We start from the raw sequence: 16,467 nt of genomic DNA on the forward strand, positions 1-16,467 counted from the left end.
GTCGGGTGTTCGCAGGCATAATAAGGAATACAAAATGAAATGGAGACATGTAACGGGAAGTGTGGCGGCAGCGATGTCGCTCGGCACGGCGCACGCGCAAAGCACTGTGACCGTGTATGGGCTGATGGATGCGGGCGTCACCTGGGTCAGCAACCAAGGCGGCCACAGCAACGCAATTCTGGATCAGGGGATTTATTATCCGAACATCCTTGGATTTCGTGGTGTGGAGGATCTCGGTGGTGGTGCCCGAGCCGTCTTCAAGCTCGAAAACCAGTTTAATCTCGCCAACGGGCAGACCGTGGGCGATCCGAACGCGCTCTTCGGACGTGCAGCCTACGTGGGGTTCGCGAAGGACGGTATCGGGCAACTCACGTTCGGCAACCAGTACGACTTCATGTGGGAGGAGTTGCTCAAAGCGGACGCGTCGATGACCTTCGGGGGGTATTACAACTTCAGGTCAGGCCCGTACTCGGGCCTCGGCATTCCGAATAACCCGACCGGCGCTTCCGACTTCGATCGTGTGGCGGGGTCGGCTCGGGTTCCGTCCTCGGTTAAGTTCGTCAGCGATTCCATGGGCGGCTTTACGTTCGGCGCCATGTACGGGTTCGGCGCTGTAGCAGGGAGCTTTGGGAAGAACCGTTCGGTCAGCGTCGGCGCCAACTATCAAGCTGGTCCGTTGTATCTCGGCGCGGCCTACACCGACGTTAAATACGCGCAGATCAACAACGGCGACGACGGCATCCGCAATTGGGGTGTCGGCGGGCGTTATGCGCTTGGCCAGGCATTGCTGAATGTGCTGTTCACCGAGACGTGGAACACCTTCAACGGAGCGCGCGTGTACGCTGGGCAGGTGGGGGCGCTCTATAATTTCACGCCTTTCTTGTCGTTCGGAGCGGATTACCAGTTGGAGAAAGGTAACGCGACGCTCGATCGGATTCTCACGCAGCAAGTGACGGCCACCTTGAGCTACCGGCTCTCAAAGCGGACTAATGTGTATCTCGAGGGAGCGTACCAGCACGCTGGGAATGGTAGTGCGCCCGCGGTTGCGTGGATCAACGGCCTGTACGGCCAGAACGCGGCATCATCGAGTCCAAACCAGGCCATCGCGCGTGTCGGCGTCGCACATCTGTTTTAAAGTTTTGATGGGCGATTAGTCTAGGCTCGGCGACCGTCTGCGGTCGCCGGACGGGCGACGCGCCTGCCCAACTGACCCTCACGAAGCAACGAGGTCCAGCGATGAGCGTCCGCGCTTTAATGTCCCGGACCGTTCTGCTCGACGCATGAAATCGCCAAGGTACTATCGGACCCCACGTGTCTCACCGTTGCCACGTGCACCTCGTTCTCGGCGCATTTCCATTCGGCTTCCAAGTCGGCCTTACACGCGGAGGGTTGAGGAGCCACCCGCTTGCCCGCGACGTAAGGACAGTCCGTGAGGCCATTGCATTGACCTCGAAGGTCAAACGTCGCATTTCCTCGGGGGGCGCCGCAATTTGCGCCGTATGTTGCGGACGTAACACTTATCGCTCGAGCCGACGCGGTGATACACACTGTGGCGGCCGCGCAGGCGCAGAGGATTTGCACACTGACGGCAACTGCGGCCCGTAGCGACGATTGCGGACATGGGATTGGTAGCATGATTGATCTCCCACACACCAATGATGATGCCGTCGGCCATGAGAATGGCCCAGTGCCGAAGGCTCACATGAAACATTGTATATCCGATTTGAGCGTTTCTAGCTTTGCATGCGCTTCTTAGGATCCAGGGCGGTGCGGCCAGTTCTGTGACGACGAGCGCGCTGTCTATTCGACTATGTTCGTCGTTGATTCACGATCTATCTCGTCAAGACGAAGACCTTTCGTTTTGCGTACGAACCGGATCACGAGCATGCCGGCACTGCCGCAACAATGGTGAAGCGGATAGATGCGTCGGGCATCGGGAAATGGAAGGAATGCATGGTCGAAGGCACAATGAAGGGCGCTATGCCGTCGCCGAACACGCCGAAGTTGTACAGAAGACCGACACCCGACGCGCGCACCTCGCGCGGCAGGTGTTCGATGAGCACTGCGCCCCGGACGCCTGACGAGCCGATCAGGAAGAAGCAGCTCGCGAAAGAACACGCAGCTGCGAGCGCGATATTGCTGGACGACAGTGCGCGGAGCCCGATCATCACCGAGATCGCCACACGCCGCCCAACGCGCTCGGCGATGAACCCTAACACGACGAAGCCGAAATTCTGCCCAATTGCGGACGCCATCGTGATCCGGCTTACGACCGCGGCACCACTGCCTTCGTATCAGGCAGCTTAGTTAGTAGGTTAGAAGGAAAACGCTGAGTAAGGTGGGCAAGACGCGCAGGTCGCGGTCCACACACATTCTTCAATCCTCGTGCTCACGAGTCAGAAAACCGTATTCTGCTTAGTATCGAGCGGATGCTGCTGCTTCTGGCACCAATGTTTGTGTCGCACCGCCTCCCGGAGCTCGTACGAATATCGCAACCGCGAGAGCCCCAAACAGTGCGATGCCGCCGCTAAGCATGAATGCACTGGCGAAGACCGACGTTGCTTGGACCAGAAACCCGGTCGCGGCCGGCGCGAGAATGCCAGCTGTGTTAGCGATCAAATGCATGAAGCCGCCAACAGCGCCCATCCGTGTTTGCGGAATCGTGTCAAGAATAATGCCCCAATAGGCACCCAGTGTCAGATTCATGAAAAACACAGTCACGGCCATGAGCGTCACCGCGAGTGTGAGCGTCGCAACGCTGCCTGCCAGTGCGACGCACACGGCCGAAATAAGCAAGCTTGTCACGATGACGATCTTGCGCGAGAGCACCGCTTTGCCAGTCGCGCGATAAATCAAATCCGATGTCACCCCACCCAGCGCGATGCCGACTGCTCCGCACGCCCACGGAATCACGTTGACGAAGCTCATGGACTGAAGGCTGAGATGACGTTCCATCGTCAGATAGCTCGGAAACCAGGACAGGAAGAAATAGAGAATGTACGCGTAGCCAAAGAATGCGAATGCCGTTGCGAGAATCGACGGGCTGCGCAACCATGCGCCCAGCGGACGACCGTCATCCGGAGTCGTCGGTGCCAACGACGAATCGCTGGTTCCAACGGCAATCGACTCTTTTTTGTCGAGCCAGCGGCTTTTCTTCGGGTCATCGGTAACGAACAGTGCCCATAGAACGACCCACGCCAGTCCCAGTGCCGCGATGACGATGAACGACACACGCCATCCAACACTCAGTGCCAACATGCCGACGATCGGTCCCGCGATCGCGCCTCCGAACTGCTGTCCTGCATTGGCGTAACCGACCGCAGTCGCCTGTTTGCTGCGCTCAAACCAGCCGCTGATCATTTTGTTGGTGCAGGTCGCGTAGGGGCCTTCTCCAGCACCAAAAATCACCCGTACCACGATTAACGAGGCCATGCCGACGACGCCCGCCGTCAAGCCACAGAACACGGACCAGAGACTCATGCTCGCGACGAGCACGCGCTTCGCGCCGAACTTGTCCGCCGCGTAGCCGCCGACGAAGCAGAACAGCGAATAGCCGATGAAAAACACGCTGAAGACGATTCCAAGTTCAGCCGGCGTGAGGTGCAAATCTTTCGCTATGAGCGGCGCGGCGACGGACAGCGCGGCCCGATCGAGATAACTGATTGCGCCGGCGAGGAACAGCATGAATACGATGAACCAGCGCAAGGATTTGAGCTGCATGAGCGTCTCCTACGTTACATATGAATGATGGCGTTGTCCGAGTCGGTGACGAACCGCTATCCGCCGCGCCAGCGCGCGGCGGGAAAGTCCGTTCAGGACACGAGGGCTGCATCCGCGCTTTCGACGCGCGATGTCGTCGCGGGATCGAAGAGCGATGCCTCCATCAACGGCAGCGGATCGAGAATGCGCGCGGGCGCAAACGCCATCTGATCGAGCACGTCGCGCTTCACGTCGATGCCGGGCGCGACCTCGCGCAACACGAGTCCCTCGGGGCTCGCTTCGAATACGGCTCGCTCGGTGACGATCAAAGCCGTCTGTCCGCGCGCGACACCGTTTTGCACCGAGTACGTGATGCTCTGAGCGTCGCGTACGAACTTGCTGACCTTGCCTTCCTTGCGAATCGTCATGCGGCCGCCGGAATAATCCACGTCGAGGCCGCCGGTCGTGAAACTGCCGGTGAATACAAGTCGCTTTGCATTGACCGCGATATCGGTGAAGCCGCCCGCGCCCGGATTGGCCTTGCCGAACTTGCTGACGTTCACGCTGCCATGCGAATCGTATTCGGCGAAGGCGAGCGCAGCGAACTCGCACAAGCCGCCGTCGATGACATCGAATTGCTGAAGGCCGTCAAGCAGCGCGCTTGGATGTAGGTTGGCCGAGAATTGCCACCCGTTCATCACGATGCCGCCGTACGAACCATGCTCGGTAGTGAACCAGTAGTCTTCTGAGCCCGTTTGCGGATCGATCAACCCTTGCTCTGCCATGATGAGCGGCACGTCCGCCGCCGCGCCGAAGCCGAAGATACCGAGTTCGCGTTTTCTCACTTCGAGCGCTGCACGCCGAGCGATCACCTTGTCCGGCCCGAACGGGATCGACGGAAGCACGTGTTGGTCGCCCGCCGCAACGAGGTAGTTGCGATCGTAGGGCGTGTCTGTGGTCATCATCATGTCGGCATCGACGACGATCGAGTCGACGAAGATGCCCGGCAGCCGGACTTGCGTCGCTGGGCGCTCTCCGCGTTTCACGATTCGCCGCACCTGCGCGATCACGCGTCCACCACTCGCCTTCGCGGCCAGCGCGAGAGCAAGCCCGGACGACACGAGCGGTTCGTCCTCGAATGACAGATTGCCGAATTCGTCGGCGCTGCTCGCTCGGATGATTGCGACATCAATTGGCCACGTCGGATAGAAAAGACACTCCTCACCATTGAGCTTGATCTTTTGAATGAGATCGTCGGAGCAGCGGGCAGTGAATTTGCCGCCGCCCTGATCCGGGTCCGCATACGTTCCCACGCCGACACGGGTCACATAACCGGGGCTCTTACGTGCGACTTCGCGCAACCAGTGCATCGACGCGCCAATGGGCCACGAGTATGCCTCGATGCGATTCTCCTGAATCAGCCGCATCAGTGCAGGGCGTTGACCCGTGCGCGGATCGACCGGATTGATGTAGGAACCCGAGACGATACGCTTCATCAGTCCTTCGCGCGCGACGTGATCCATGCCTTTGATGCCGACGGCGTCGCCCGTTCCGCACGGGAAATAGAAAGTGAGATTGCGCGGTGCGCCGGTCTCCTCAAAGCGCTTGCCGAGGGCTGCGAGCGTGGCATCCGGCACCACCCAGCCAATCACGCCGACGGATGCGACGGTCTGGCCGTCTTTGATCGATTCTACGGCCTGTTTTGCCGTGGTGACTTTGCTTGTGGTCATGTTCATTTCACCGTGAATTTGGCGAGAGTCTTTTGGGCAGCCTCGGCTTTGCAGTCCTCGGCGAAGAAACGCGCTGCTTCGCGATCCATCCGCTCGCCATCAAGCGCGAGGAACGGTTCGAAGAATCGTTTGGTCGATGCGACGGCTTCGCGTGGCAACGCGGCGAGCCGCTGTGCGAGCGCGATCGCCTGCTGATCCGCGCCGCCGGGTTCCGCGAGGCGGTCTGCCACGCCGAGCCGGTGAGCTTCGACGCCGTCGATGGCCTCGTCGGCCCAGACGAGCATTCGCGCGCGCACAGCGCCGACACGCGCAATCAGCGCCTGCAGGCCCCACGGCGGCAGCCAGCCATTCGGCACCTCCGGCAGATGCCAGCGAGCGTTTGCGGCGGTGACGACCTGATCGCACGACACCGCAAGAATGAAACCGCCGCCGAGTGCGAAGCCCTCGACCGATGCGATCACCGGCTTCGACACGCCAGCGATGCTGCGTGCAATACGCGCCGTTTCGAGCTCGTGCTCGCACATTCCTTCGATGGAAAGCCCGCCGAGTTCCTTCAGGTCACTACCGGCGCAGAACGCGGGCGCCGCACCCGAGAGTACGATGGCCTTGACCGACGCATCGCGGTCGGCCTTATGCAACTCCTGTTCGAGCTGCTTCATCAGTTCGGTGCCAAGCGCGTTGCGCCGCTGTGGTCGATCGAGAATGAGTTGTCGAACATTGCCGATATTTTCGATTTGCATCATTTTCTCCTTCAGTTCAGTCGGGCGCCGTCGAGGTCGAGCGCGCGGCGAATGGCCGACGCGTCTACCTGGCGCGGTTCAAGTCGTTCGTTGATGGCGATGGCCGCCGCGTGTCCGATCGCGTGGCCGTACGAGAAGCATTGCGCCGTGACGCGCGCCGATGCGACCGCTTCATGCTCCGCGGACAGGCATCGCCCGGCGACGAGCAGGCCCGAACCGGTCGCCGGAACGAAGCAGCCGTAAGGGACGGTGTAGTAGTCGTCGAGAATCCATTCGACTTTCGGCTTCGCGCCCGAGTGCAGTTCGATGGGCCACGGTGAGATCGCGATGCCGTCGTCGAATTTGCGCGCGCCCACGACATCGGCGTTCATCAGGCGCGATATGCCAGTCACCTGCCGGCTTTGCCGAATGCCAGCCTGCACACCTGTATCGTTCACGAAGGCGTTTTCGCATCCGGCGAGATTTTCGCGGAAGAAGCGCGCATAGGCGTGCACCTGCTTGCGGCCTTCGATTTCGGCTTCGGTGAAATCGTCGCGCAAGAGCGAATTGAGCTCGCGGCCATCGGCGCCTGTCACGCGCGTGCAGTTGCAGAGCAGTTCCCCGGGGCGCGTCGTCGGGAAGAGCCAGATCTTCGCGCGCGGAAGATTGGCGCCCGCGCTATTGGCCTCGCGCAGTTTCGCCGATACTTCTTCACCCATGATCGTGTCTTCCCCATACGCCGCGAGGAAGCGTTCGACATCGACGCCAAGCAGCCGGAAGATCATGGTCGGGTTCTGTACGCGTCCATTGTCGCCGACGAAGTTCGCGAGACCGCTCATCGCGACGATGTCGGCGTCGCCGCTCGCGTCGATCGTCACCTTGGCGTGAATGTCGAGCGGGCCTTGTTTGGTCCACGCCCGCACGCCTTCGACGCCATCGCCCTCCATCAGCACCGCGGTCGCGACTGAGTGGTAGATGACCTGCACGCCCGCGTCGGCCAGCATCGCGTCGGCAGTATCGCGCCAGATCAGCGGGTCGTGCACGCGTGTCCAGGTGCGTCCGTATTTGACGGGCGCGGCCAGTCCACCTCGCGATTCGAGCGCCCGCACGAACTCGTCGGTGAATCCGTACACGACTTGCTCGGGCCGCGCACTGGGTCGCTCGGTTGCCAGATACAACCCGCAGACGGTGCCGGAAAGTCCGGCAACCGCGCCGCCGCCGCAAAAACCATAGCGTTCGAGTAGCGTCACGCGTTTGCCTTGCCGCCGCGCTGTCACGGCCGCTGCAACGCCTGCTGCACCGCCGCCGACCACTAGAACGTTGGTTGAAACGATATCGGTGGGACGGCTTTCCATCGCTGATAAACCCATGATGTCCTCCTGACATGGCAGATGTTTTTCAGAATAGCGATAGAATGGTCAGGGAGTCAACCATGATTGGCCGGAGGTAAACCCGAGGGGTGCAAAAGGACATGCTTTCGCACTGAGCGTCGTGACCAACGACGAACGGACGCGGAGGTGGGCGATCGATGTGTAATATTCGATCTAATCCAACTGACATACATGCCTGCTGTTATGCCGAAGCCGACCGCGCCAGCCTCGAACGTTGAACAAGACACGAGCGAACCCAAGGTGGAGTACGCCTACAGGCGACTGGAAGAGATGATCGTGACGCGGGAGCTTCCGCCTGGATCTCTGGTGTCCGAGGTTCAGCTCGCTAATGAGATCGATGTTGGGCGAACGCCAGTGCGCGAAGCGTTGGCGCGGCTGAAACACTTCGGCTTTGTGGAAACGCATCCGCGACGTGGCACGTTCGTCGCGAGCGTTGACGTTCGCAAACAACTCGAACTGCTTGAAGTACGGCGCTCGCTCGAAGGACTGATCGTGTCGTCAGCGTGTACACGTGCAACCAGTGAAGAGCGCGGCGAAATGAAGGCGCTCGCGGACCGCATCATCCGCGCAGCCAAACATCGAGACGTCCACGAATATTTCCAAGTAAATCGCGCGATTCACGAGTTGGAGGTTGCGGCCGCACACAATTCCATGCTCACGACGACAATGCAGATCATCCACGCCCAGTCGCGGCGTTTTTGGTTTGTGCACGTTCAACAAACGGGAGCGTTCGAGGAGGCTGCTGCGCGTCATGCTGAAGTGTTGCGTTCCATCGCGAAGGGGGACCAGGCAGAAGCAGTCCACGCGGGAGAGAAACTTATGCAGTTTCTCGATGCGCTAACCCGATCAGCGTTCGACACCTTCCGTTGACGACCACGACCTCTCGGTAGTTTGGTCTTGAAAAGGTACCCTCGCCTGAACCTACCCCTTATCTCGGCGCCAGGTTTGACGGAAATCCGTCAGATAAGTGGATGAGAAGCACGCCAGAATGACTTATCTTTCATCTGTACTGCACTGCTGGCTCTAGTTGCCATGAATTACTTACGAGCAGTCGGGATAAGTGAGAGGAGCAAGTCGATGGATGCCGGAATGCTGATCGTCGGAGCGGGTCATAGCGGCGCACGTGCCGCTTTCGCCCTGCGCGATAATGGTTGGGAGGGGCCGATCACATTGATCGGCGACGAAGATGCCAGTCCTTACGACCGCCCGCCGCTGTCGAAATCCGTGCTACTCGGTGAACAGTCGATTGCCGACTGTTTGCTGTATCCGCCCTCTGCGTACGTTGAGCACAACATTCAACTTCTCAAGAACGCGACGGTTACGACAATTGACCGCGCCGAACGCAGAGTCACACTGCACAACGGCGAGCAGATCTCCTATCACCGGATGCTCATCGCAACGGGAGCGCGGCCTCGTCTGCTTCACGTGCCAGGCGCAAGACTCAACAGGGTGCACTACCTCAGAACTTCAAGGGATGCGCTGCGTATCATCGACTGTCTAGCACCAGAACGACGGCTCGTCATCGTCGGGGCCGGGTTCATCGGTATGGAGATCGCGGCGACCGCGATCGCGCGTGGATGCCACGTGACAGTGATCGAAGCGGCTCCGCAGGCACTCATGCGTGCCGTGCCATCGGAGGTTGCGCAGTATCTTGTGGATCGTCATGTGGAAATGGGTGTCAACTTTCGCTTCGGTGCACAGATTGAGCAGATATTGGGCAACGCTGATGCAGCGGCCGTCCGTCTCGCAGACGGTTCCGAAGTGCCGTGTGACGCGGTCATTGTCGGGATCGGCGTCATTCCTCGGCAGGAGCTTGCCGAAGCCGCTGGGATCGACGTGAAGGACGGCATTGCCGTCGACGACACACTCTGCACGAACGACCCACATATCTATGCTTGTGGCGATGTCTGCTCGTTTCCAGCGCGACTTTTTAAACGGCGGATGCGCCTCGAATGCTGGAAGAATGCGGAAGACCAGGCACGCATCGTCGCCCGCAATATGCTCGGGCGGCAGGAAACATACTCGGAGGTCCCCTGGTTCTGGTCAGATCAGTATGATCAGACTATCCAAATCGCTGGCCTTCCCGGTCTTGCGACGGCTACAGCAACGCGAGTCGTCAACGATCGTAGTCGCATCTTCTTCGCCCTCGATGACGATGGTGTCCTCGTCGGGGCGAGTGGCGTCGGCCAGATCGGAGACATCGCAAAGGACGTGCGAGTCGCGCAGACTCTCATTTCGCGGCGCGCATCGATTCCGTCAGAGTCGCTTGAAGATCCAAAGGTAAAACTGAAGTCTCTGCTTTAAAGGGACGCACGGTCGTGCAACGGGGCAGCGCAGGCGAGCACGCAGATGCTCCTTGACGCCGCTCCACGCTTGCAGTCAATCAATCGGGGGAAGATTCTCGCGTAGCATCACTGCGACTGGTAGCGGTTTATAGACCGACCGAGGCGTGTCACGGTGATAGTGGCGCAAGATGATTTCCACACACCGCATTGCTTCGTTGAACGGGTTCTCGTCGATGACGGCATGCACAAACCCGTCGACGAGCAAGCTACGGGTAATCGCATTGAACTCGTGACCAACGATGATCGTTTTTTTTGCCTTCTTAAGTCCCCGCAGTGCGTTGGCAATCCCTTCTGTTCCCACTGAAGTGTTGTACACGCCGCGAATGTTTGGGTTGCGCTGAAACGCGTCTCGAACGAGGCGTTCCGTTACCTCGGGGCGCTCCCGACTTTCTACCGAGTCAAACACGGTGCAGACCGGGAAGTTTCGCTCGAGAACCGAGCGAAAGCCGGATTCCCGCTCTTCATGTCCAAGAAGCTCGTGCAAGCCGGTCACGATCAACACATTCCCACCGGCTTCGCCAATGAACCGGCCCATGAGCTCGCCTGCCACGCGTCCGGCTGCGCGATTGTCCGCCCCAACATAAGCGAGACGGCCCGATCCCGGCAGATCGGTGGCAAGGGTCACCACGGGAAGCTTCTGGCTGACCTCTCTCACTGCTGCAGTGATATCACGGTTCTCGTATGCGATGACCACAAGCGCGTCGGCTCTTTGCGCCGCGCGTAGGACTGTCTTGACGATCTCTTCTGGCCCGAAGCCGTCGAAATACGTCACGCCGCATATGATTCGTTGCTCCTCGAATGCCTTCTGGGCCAGATCAAAGCCTTCTTTGAGGTGAACATAGAAGGGTGCGTCAGGGCGATGCATCACGATCGCGACGCGAAGCCATCTGGCGGAGACGGTTCCGAGGGCTCGGTCAATCTTCAGCTTGCGGGCGTATTCCAAAACCCGAGCTTCCTTTTCCCGAGAGACCCCTCCGCGTCCATTGAGAACGCGGTCGACGGTTCGCTCGCTCACATTAGCGGCCCTTGCCACGTCGATCATGCTCGTCTTCTTCGCTTTTGCATCTTGCATGGCTCCCCCTGCCGTCCTGCCCACTCTATTTCACTGGAATCTTACATCTGTGCAGACGCCTGACCGCGGGCTCAACGGCGATGCGCTGACACTTGCATCGTCGCAAGCTATGCGCGGCATCGAGTTACCTTCGCGCTTCATCCCGTATGACAGACAAAGGCAGAGCACAAAGAAAAAGGCGTCGCACGAACGACGCCCGAAAATAGTTTTAGACTATTCGATTAATCTTTCACATAGCCCGCGGCAACGACTTGGCGAAGTGCGGCTGCCTGTCCCGCCTTGAGTGCTTGATCAACCGAAGTCGACCCGCTGAGTGCACCCGAAATCTGCTGCCCGACGATCGTGCCGATGGACTGAAATTCCGGAATGTTGACCGTGAACGTGCCCGTGTACGGTACCTTCTTGAGCGTCGAATCGAGGGGATCAGCTGTTTGGACAGCGTTCAGCACGAAAGAGGCGAACGGTGCGGCTTTCTGGTAGTCGGGCTGATCATACGTAGACTTGCGCGTGCCAGGGGGTACCAGCGCCCAGCCTACGTCGGCCGCAGCCAATTTGATGTAATCCTTCGAAGTCGCCCATGTGATGAACTTCTTCGCTGCGTCTTGCTGTTTGGAGCTGACGGGGATCGCAAGTGCCCAAGACCACAGCCAGTGCGAACCCTTCGTCGTCACGTCGTGCGGAGCATTGGCGTACCCCAGTTTTTCCGCCACGGACGACTGCTTTTTGTCATAGAGCATGCCGGCGGCGACCGTGGAGTCCACCCACATGGCGCATTTGCCGTTCATCATCAGGGTGAGATTCTCATTGAAGCCGTTAGACGTGGCTCCCGGAGGACCATACTTCGTCATCAGGTTGACGTAGTAGGTGATCGCGTTGTGCCATTCCGGGGTGTCGATCTCCGGACGCCACTGCATGTCGAAGTAACGACCGCCAAAGCTGTTCACGAGCGTGCCGAGATAACCCATGTTCTCGCCCCAGCCGGCTTTGCCTCTGAGACAGATGCCGTAGACGCCATTTTTCTTATCGTCGAGCTTCGCCGCGAAGTCAGCGACTTGCTGATAAGTCGGGTTCGGCGGCATGGTCAACCCCTTTGCCGCGAACAGATCTTTACGATAGTACGTCATCGAGCTTTCCGCGTCGAAGGGCAAGGCGTAAAGCGTACCCTTGTACGAAAGAGAGTCTCTGACCGTCTTGATCACGTCCTCAAGGTCGTAGCTAGCCGGCAAATTCGAGATCGGCGTGAGCCACCCGCGTTGTCCCCAAATCGGCGCCTCATAAGTGCCGATCATCATCACGTCAAACTGGCCACTCTTTGTGGCGATGTCTGTAGTCACGCGTTGTCGAAGCACGTTCTCTTCGAGGAAGACGAACTTCAGCTTGATGTCCGGGTTGGCCTTTTCGAACGCAGGCGAAAGCTTCTGCAACTCGATCATGTCCGGATTGTTGACACTGCCGATCGTAATCGTCTCGGCGTGGGCTCCAGCACAGAGCGCGAACGATGCTGCGGCAAAGGCCAACGGTTTGAGCTTCGAAAGCGACCAGATTCGAAAGATGGGGGCGCGCATTTTGTCTCCTACAACAATCAATAATTATGGAGGCCGTGCATTGGCCTTGGGCTGCAACGTACAACGTCGCCGATTGGCTCAGTGAGCTCGTAACAAAGCTGGAAACCTACGAGCTGGCCGTTCTTCACTCAACTTCGATGAAGACTTTCCCGCTCTCAATCTTGACCGGGAAGGTCTTCAAGTTGACGCACACGGGCGCGCCTTTGGCTTGGCCCGTCGTGTAGTCGAAGCGGCCGTTGTGCTTCGGGCACTCGATGATGTTGTCGATCACGAACCCGTCGGCCAAATGCACCTTCTCGTGTGTGCAAAGACCTGCGGTCGCGAAGAACTCATCCTCGGCGCTTCGATAAATGGCGTAGGTGCTGCTCCCATGGTCGAAGCGGATCACGTCCTCTTCGTCGATGTCCTCGGTTGCACACGCTTCTACCCATGCTGTCATGGCTGTCTCCGTTGAGTTAATTAGAAATAGGTGTTCTTGAAGGCGTTAGGACGCTTGCTTCGCGTGCTTGGCGTTCTCTTTTGCCGCTCTCGCGAGGAAGCGCTCGTCCATTGCTTTCTGAGCTTCCTTGGATCCGTCGTGGAAAGTGCCGAACCACTTGTCGAGGGGAATCACGCCATCGGCGTAGTTGCACTCGAAGTACTTGTGATGGAGGTAATGGGCGTAACAATCGGTATTGATCGCCGTGTTTTCGCAGACCACGAGCTTCGAGAAGCCTGCATGTCCTTGTGCTGGTCCAAAAGACGAATGGATCAGGTGGAACACGGCGTGGAGCGGATGTGATGGGATGACCAGGTGAATCAGCACGCCGGTGTAGTAAAAGAAATGTTCAACCGGATGCATGGCGAGACCCGACCACGGCATCGGATTCACATTGTTGTGGTGGAGTGAGTGAATCCAGCGATAGAACGGCGGCCAATGCAGGATCCGATGCACGATGTAGAAGTGCAAGTCACGCATCAAGGGAATCACGAGCATCATCGCCACGCAGTAGTACGGGTGCGTGTTCCAATCGACGTACGGGACGTAGTGGTTGGCGAAGCACCAGAGCGAGAAAGCCTCGAATGCCGTCCAAATAGGCACGCCACTCGCGAAGGTCCAGATCAAATTGTCAGCAAGCTGGTTTTTGAACAGAAACGCGCTGTTGTCGGTCGCGGGCCACCGGGCATTGAATTTGAAGGTGTTGCCCTGGCGCTTCTGCACATACAGTCGCAGATGCCATGCTCCATAGACCAGCAACACGAGCACAGCGTTTCGGCCCAGCAGGTAGCTGATCCACCCGGCGGAAAACGTCCGCATCGTTTCCATCGAGGGCGTCAGATAGAGCCAAACGATGATCGACGCGACCGCGTACAGAGCATTCCACGGAAGCAAATATCCGGGAAAACCCGCAAGCCATTTCGCGAATGCGATCGGTCGGGCCGGCCATACAAAGACAGGCGGGTATTCGATCGCTTCGAGCGGTTTCCAATCGCCGCGCTTATCGCGCTTTCCAAAGACTGAGTCGTCCATTTGAATGTGTTCCTACGATGGGTTGGAGTGCTTGGATGTCGAAGCCAAACCCCTCTCGTTTGCTCGGGGCCGTGCCTGATCTCCACGATCGAAAGATAGGGGAAGCGGCACGCTAATTCACTCGAATTCTTGGCGGAAACCTGCCAACTGGAATGCCGAGTCCTGATCGCCATCGTGGACCGTTGAACATGCCGATTCATGCCCACCCATGCCAAAGAATTGGCGGAAAGCCGCCAAGCGACCGCTTGCCGCGCGCATAGCGTCTGTGAAGAATGCAAACCACACCAAAAGAAGAACGCCGCCGACAAAGTTGGCAGCGGCACAGATGCTTAGTTCGACGCTCTTGGGTGGAATTTCGGCACGAGAAGAAAGGAGGACACGTCGAGGTTCGACCACGGCCGCTCAACTTCACGCTGGCGGTCATCGCGGAGGGCTCTTCAGCCATGTTTGAACAATCAGGCCAAACAAACGAGGTACGCGCCTGAGACCTTGAGGAGACAGTTCATGCAACAGGCAGCAACTTCCGTCGCCATACAGGCGCCGAAATCCGAAGGTTTAGATCAAAAGGGCGCGTCGTCGGCGCATTGGCTCACGATGCCTTCAGTCGGGCTACTCGTATTGTGGATGGCGATTCCGCTCGCGATGACGATCTGGTTCTCGTTTTCCAGATACAACCTCCTCAACCCAGACGTAAGTGGGTTTGCGGGCTTCGACAACTTCAAGTTCCTCGCCACCGATCCGTCGTTTTTGCCGTCGATTGGACACACACTGCAACTGATCGTGTCGGTTCTCGCCATCACTGTTATCGGTGGCGTTCTCATGTCCGTTCTCTTTGACCGTAAATTCTACGGGCAGGGCGTAGCTCGATTGCTGGTCATTGCGCCGTTCTTCGTCATGCCCACGGTAAGCGCGTTGATCTGGAAGAACATGATCTTGCATCCCGTGTATGGACTCATTGCCCAGGGCTTGCGCGCCATTGGGTTACAGCCGGTCGACTGGTTCGCCGATTATCCGCTGACAGCGGTGACAGTGATCGTCGCATGGCAGTGGTTGCCGTTCGCCTTTCTTATCCTGTTCACGGCGATACAGTCGCTCGATCAGGAGCAAAAAGAAGCGGCACGTATCGACGGTGCTGGACCTTTTGCGATGTTTTTCTTCATCACGCTTCCGCACTTGAAGCGGGCCATATCCGTGGTGGTGATGATGGAAACGATCTTCTTGCTGTCGATCTTCGCTGAGATCTATACGACCACGGGCGGCGGCCCAGGCACAGCGACAACGAATCTCTCATACCTGATCTATGCGCTTGGACTTCAGCAATTTGACGTCGGTCTCGCGTCGGCCGGTGGCATTCTCGCGGTCGTGCTGGCCAACATTGTGTCGATCTTCCTTGTTCGCATGCTTTCGAAGAATCTGAAAGGAGAGTACGAAAAATGAGCGACGTCACGACAACTGCAACTATTCCGCCGCAGCGGACGGTGGCGACCACGTCGACCACCTCCATCTTTTCGGTGATTCAGCGGATCACTCCAGGGGCCGCAGCGTGGGTAATCGCGCTGCTACTGTTCTTTCCCATCTTCTGGATGACAATCACCGCATTCAAGACTGAACAACAGGCCTATACCTCTTCGCTCTTCTTCACGCCTACGCTGGAGAGCTTTAAAGAGGTCCTTGCTCGAGGCAACTATTTCGCATTTGCCTGGAACTCGATTCAAATTGCGGTGGGCGTCACGGTAGTCTGTTTGATTCTCGCGGTACCGTGTGCGTATTCGATGGCATTTTTCCCGACCAAGCGCACCCAAAAAGTGCTGTTGTGGATGTTATCGACCAAGATGATGCCCTCGGTAGGCGTGCTCGTGCCCATCTATTTGTTGTGGAAGAACACGGGGCTGCTAGATTCGGTAAGCGGTCTCGTCATTGTCTACGCGCTGATCAACCTTCCGATCGCGGTCTGGATGTCGTTCACCTACTTCGCAGAGATTCCGCGCGACATTCTTGAGGCCGGACGTATCGATGGCGCCTCGACCTGGCAAGAGATCGTTCACTTGCTCATGCCCATGTCGGTCCCCGGGCTCGCCTCCACGTCACTGCTGCTCGTGATTCTGTCCTGGAACGAAGCGTTTTGGAGCATCAACCTCTCGAGTTCGAATGCCGCTCCGTTGACCGTTTTCATCGCGTCGTACTCAAGTCCTGAGGGGCTGTTTTGGGCCAAGTTGTCAGCAGCGTCATTGCTGGCGGTGGGTCCGATCATGATCTTGGGGTGGTTGTCGCAGAAGCAACTGGTTCGCGGACTTACATTCGGGGCCGTGAAGTAGTCCACAACCGAACTTATCAACAACAGAGCACTGCCTGACCTTCCATCAAAGCCGTCATCGTATCCGATGCGCGGCCCGCCAAGGCCTTTTGAGAGAAGCAGTGATCAGAGTTGGCGCGGCT

The 16,467-nt window shown here is 58.4% G+C and carries 14 protein-coding genes and 1 pseudogene; 5 read left to right on the plus strand and 10 right to left on the minus strand.

The window, feature by feature from the left end; genetic code table 11:
• Nucleotides 1-34 precede the first annotated feature (34 nt).
• Nucleotides 35-1,135, plus strand: a complete 1,101-nt coding sequence (locus tag AWB79_RS30215; protein WP_061171112.1) for a porin — start codon at nt 35-37, stop codon at nt 1,133-1,135.
• A gap of 742 nt (nt 1,136-1,877) precedes the next feature.
• On the opposite strand, the gene AWB79_RS30220 is transcribed toward AWB79_RS30215, so the two are convergent.
• The 5 genes from AWB79_RS30220 to AWB79_RS30240 form a co-directional block, all read right to left on the minus strand.
• Nucleotides 1,878-2,255: an MFS transporter gene (locus AWB79_RS30220; protein ID WP_061171113.1), complete on the minus strand. Its 378-nt coding sequence runs from the start codon at nt 2,253-2,255 to the stop codon at nt 1,878-1,880.
• A 160-nt stretch (nt 2,256-2,415) separates the two neighbouring features.
• The gene (locus tag AWB79_RS30225; protein WP_061171114.1) at nt 2,416-3,720 is read right to left on the minus strand and encodes an MFS transporter; all 1,305 of its coding nucleotides are present in this window, start codon (nt 3,718-3,720) and stop codon (nt 2,416-2,418) included.
• 92 nt (nt 3,721-3,812) lie between these two features.
• Nucleotides 3,813-5,429: a CoA-transferase gene (locus tag AWB79_RS30230; RefSeq protein ID WP_061171115.1), complete on the minus strand. Its 1,617-nt coding sequence runs from the start codon at nt 5,427-5,429 to the stop codon at nt 3,813-3,815.
• A gap of 2 nt (nt 5,430-5,431) precedes the next feature.
• Nucleotides 5,432-6,169: an enoyl-CoA hydratase/isomerase family protein gene (locus tag AWB79_RS30235; RefSeq protein ID WP_082862511.1), complete on the minus strand. Its 738-nt coding sequence runs from the start codon at nt 6,167-6,169 to the stop codon at nt 5,432-5,434.
• An 11-nt stretch (nt 6,170-6,180) separates the two neighbouring features.
• Nucleotides 6,181-7,518: an FAD-dependent oxidoreductase gene (locus AWB79_RS30240; RefSeq protein ID WP_232471063.1), complete on the minus strand. Its 1,338-nt coding sequence runs from the start codon at nt 7,516-7,518 to the stop codon at nt 6,181-6,183.
• 204 nt (nt 7,519-7,722) lie between these two features.
• Between AWB79_RS30240 and AWB79_RS30245 the strand changes: the two genes are divergently transcribed.
• Together AWB79_RS30245 and AWB79_RS30250 are read left to right on the plus strand one after the other, a co-directional pair.
• Nucleotides 7,723-8,409, plus strand: a complete 687-nt coding sequence (locus AWB79_RS30245; protein ID WP_061171118.1) for a GntR family transcriptional regulator — start codon at nt 7,723-7,725, stop codon at nt 8,407-8,409.
• A gap of 207 nt (nt 8,410-8,616) precedes the next feature.
• A complete protein-coding gene (locus tag AWB79_RS30250; protein ID WP_061171137.1) occupies nt 8,617-9,843 on the plus strand; it encodes an NAD(P)/FAD-dependent oxidoreductase in 1,227 nt (408 codons plus the stop codon).
• A gap of 75 nt (nt 9,844-9,918) precedes the next feature.
• On the opposite strand, the gene AWB79_RS30255 is transcribed toward AWB79_RS30250, so the two are convergent.
• The 5 genes from AWB79_RS30255 to AWB79_RS39765 all read right to left on the minus strand — a co-directional run bounded on the left by AWB79_RS30255 (nt 9,919) and on the right by AWB79_RS39765 (nt 14,427).
• Nucleotides 9,919-10,956 carry a LacI family DNA-binding transcriptional regulator gene (locus AWB79_RS30255; protein WP_061171119.1) on the minus strand — a complete coding sequence of 346 codons (1,038 nt, stop codon included), beginning with the start codon at nt 10,954-10,956 and terminating at the stop codon, nt 9,919-9,921.
• Nucleotides 10,957-11,177: 221 nt separating this feature from the next.
• The gene (locus AWB79_RS30260; RefSeq protein ID WP_061171120.1) at nt 11,178-12,521 is read right to left on the minus strand and encodes an ABC transporter substrate-binding protein; all 1,344 of its coding nucleotides are present in this window, start codon (nt 12,519-12,521) and stop codon (nt 11,178-11,180) included.
• Nucleotides 12,522-12,645: 124 nt separating this feature from the next.
• Nucleotides 12,646-12,960, minus strand: a complete 315-nt coding sequence (locus tag AWB79_RS30265; RefSeq protein ID WP_061171121.1) for a MocE family 2Fe-2S type ferredoxin — start codon at nt 12,958-12,960, stop codon at nt 12,646-12,648.
• Nucleotides 12,961-13,005: 45 nt separating this feature from the next.
• The gene (locus AWB79_RS30270; RefSeq protein WP_061171122.1) at nt 13,006-14,031 is read right to left on the minus strand and encodes a sterol desaturase family protein; all 1,026 of its coding nucleotides are present in this window, start codon (nt 14,029-14,031) and stop codon (nt 13,006-13,008) included.
• A gap of 117 nt (nt 14,032-14,148) precedes the next feature.
• Complete coding sequence (locus tag AWB79_RS39765; protein ID WP_157695880.1) at nt 14,149-14,427, minus strand: hypothetical protein; 279 nt, start codon at nt 14,425-14,427, stop codon at nt 14,149-14,151.
• A gap of 183 nt (nt 14,428-14,610) precedes the next feature.
• Between AWB79_RS39765 and AWB79_RS30275 the strand changes: the two are divergent.
• Nucleotides 14,611-15,468: pseudogene (locus AWB79_RS30275) on the plus strand (carbohydrate ABC transporter permease); the annotation flags it as partial.
• The gene (locus AWB79_RS30280) at nt 15,465-16,346 is read left to right on the plus strand and encodes a carbohydrate ABC transporter permease (protein WP_082862510.1); all 882 of its coding nucleotides are present in this window, start codon (nt 15,465-15,467) and stop codon (nt 16,344-16,346) included. The pseudogene AWB79_RS30275 and the gene AWB79_RS30280, both read left to right, overlap by 4 nt.
• Nucleotides 16,347-16,467: the final 121 nt, after the last annotated feature.

It is taken from the genome of Caballeronia hypogeia (genome assembly GCF_001544875.2).
GTDB lineage: Bacteria > Pseudomonadota > Gammaproteobacteria > Burkholderiales > Burkholderiaceae > Caballeronia > Caballeronia hypogeia.

Excerpts from the sequence above, each read along its gene's own strand:
- AWB79_RS30270 (WP_061171122.1), bottom strand. The coding sequence starts at position 14,031 with ATGGACGACTCAGTCTTTGGAAAGCGCGATAAGCGCGGCGATTGGAAA.
- AWB79_RS30280 (WP_082862510.1), top strand. The coding sequence starts at position 15,465 with ATGAGCGACGTCACGACAACTGCAACTATTCCGCCGCAGCGGACGGTG.
- AWB79_RS30260 (WP_061171120.1), bottom strand. The coding sequence starts at position 12,521 with ATGCGCGCCCCCATCTTTCGAATCTGGTCGCTTTCGAAGCTCAAACCG.
- AWB79_RS30230 (WP_061171115.1), bottom strand. The coding sequence starts at position 5,429 with ATGACCACAAGCAAAGTCACCACGGCAAAACAGGCCGTAGAATCGATC.
- AWB79_RS30215 (WP_061171112.1), top strand. The coding sequence starts at position 35 with ATGAAATGGAGACATGTAACGGGAAGTGTGGCGGCAGCGATGTCGCTC.
- AWB79_RS30245 (WP_061171118.1), top strand. The coding sequence starts at position 7,723 with ATGCCGAAGCCGACCGCGCCAGCCTCGAACGTTGAACAAGACACGAGC.
- AWB79_RS30265 (WP_061171121.1), bottom strand. The coding sequence starts at position 12,960 with ATGACAGCATGGGTAGAAGCGTGTGCAACCGAGGACATCGACGAAGAG.
- AWB79_RS30255 (WP_061171119.1), bottom strand. The coding sequence starts at position 10,956 with ATGCAAGATGCAAAAGCGAAGAAGACGAGCATGATCGACGTGGCAAGG.
- AWB79_RS30235 (WP_082862511.1), bottom strand. The coding sequence starts at position 6,169 with ATGCAAATCGAAAATATCGGCAATGTTCGACAACTCATTCTCGATCGA.
- AWB79_RS30225 (WP_061171114.1), bottom strand. The coding sequence starts at position 3,720 with ATGCAGCTCAAATCCTTGCGCTGGTTCATCGTATTCATGCTGTTCCTC.
- AWB79_RS30220 (WP_061171113.1), bottom strand. The coding sequence starts at position 2,255 with ATGGCGTCCGCAATTGGGCAGAATTTCGGCTTCGTCGTGTTAGGGTTC.
- AWB79_RS30250 (WP_061171137.1), top strand. The coding sequence starts at position 8,617 with ATGGATGCCGGAATGCTGATCGTCGGAGCGGGTCATAGCGGCGCACGT.
- AWB79_RS30240 (WP_232471063.1), bottom strand. The coding sequence starts at position 7,518 with ATGGGTTTATCAGCGATGGAAAGCCGTCCCACCGATATCGTTTCAACC.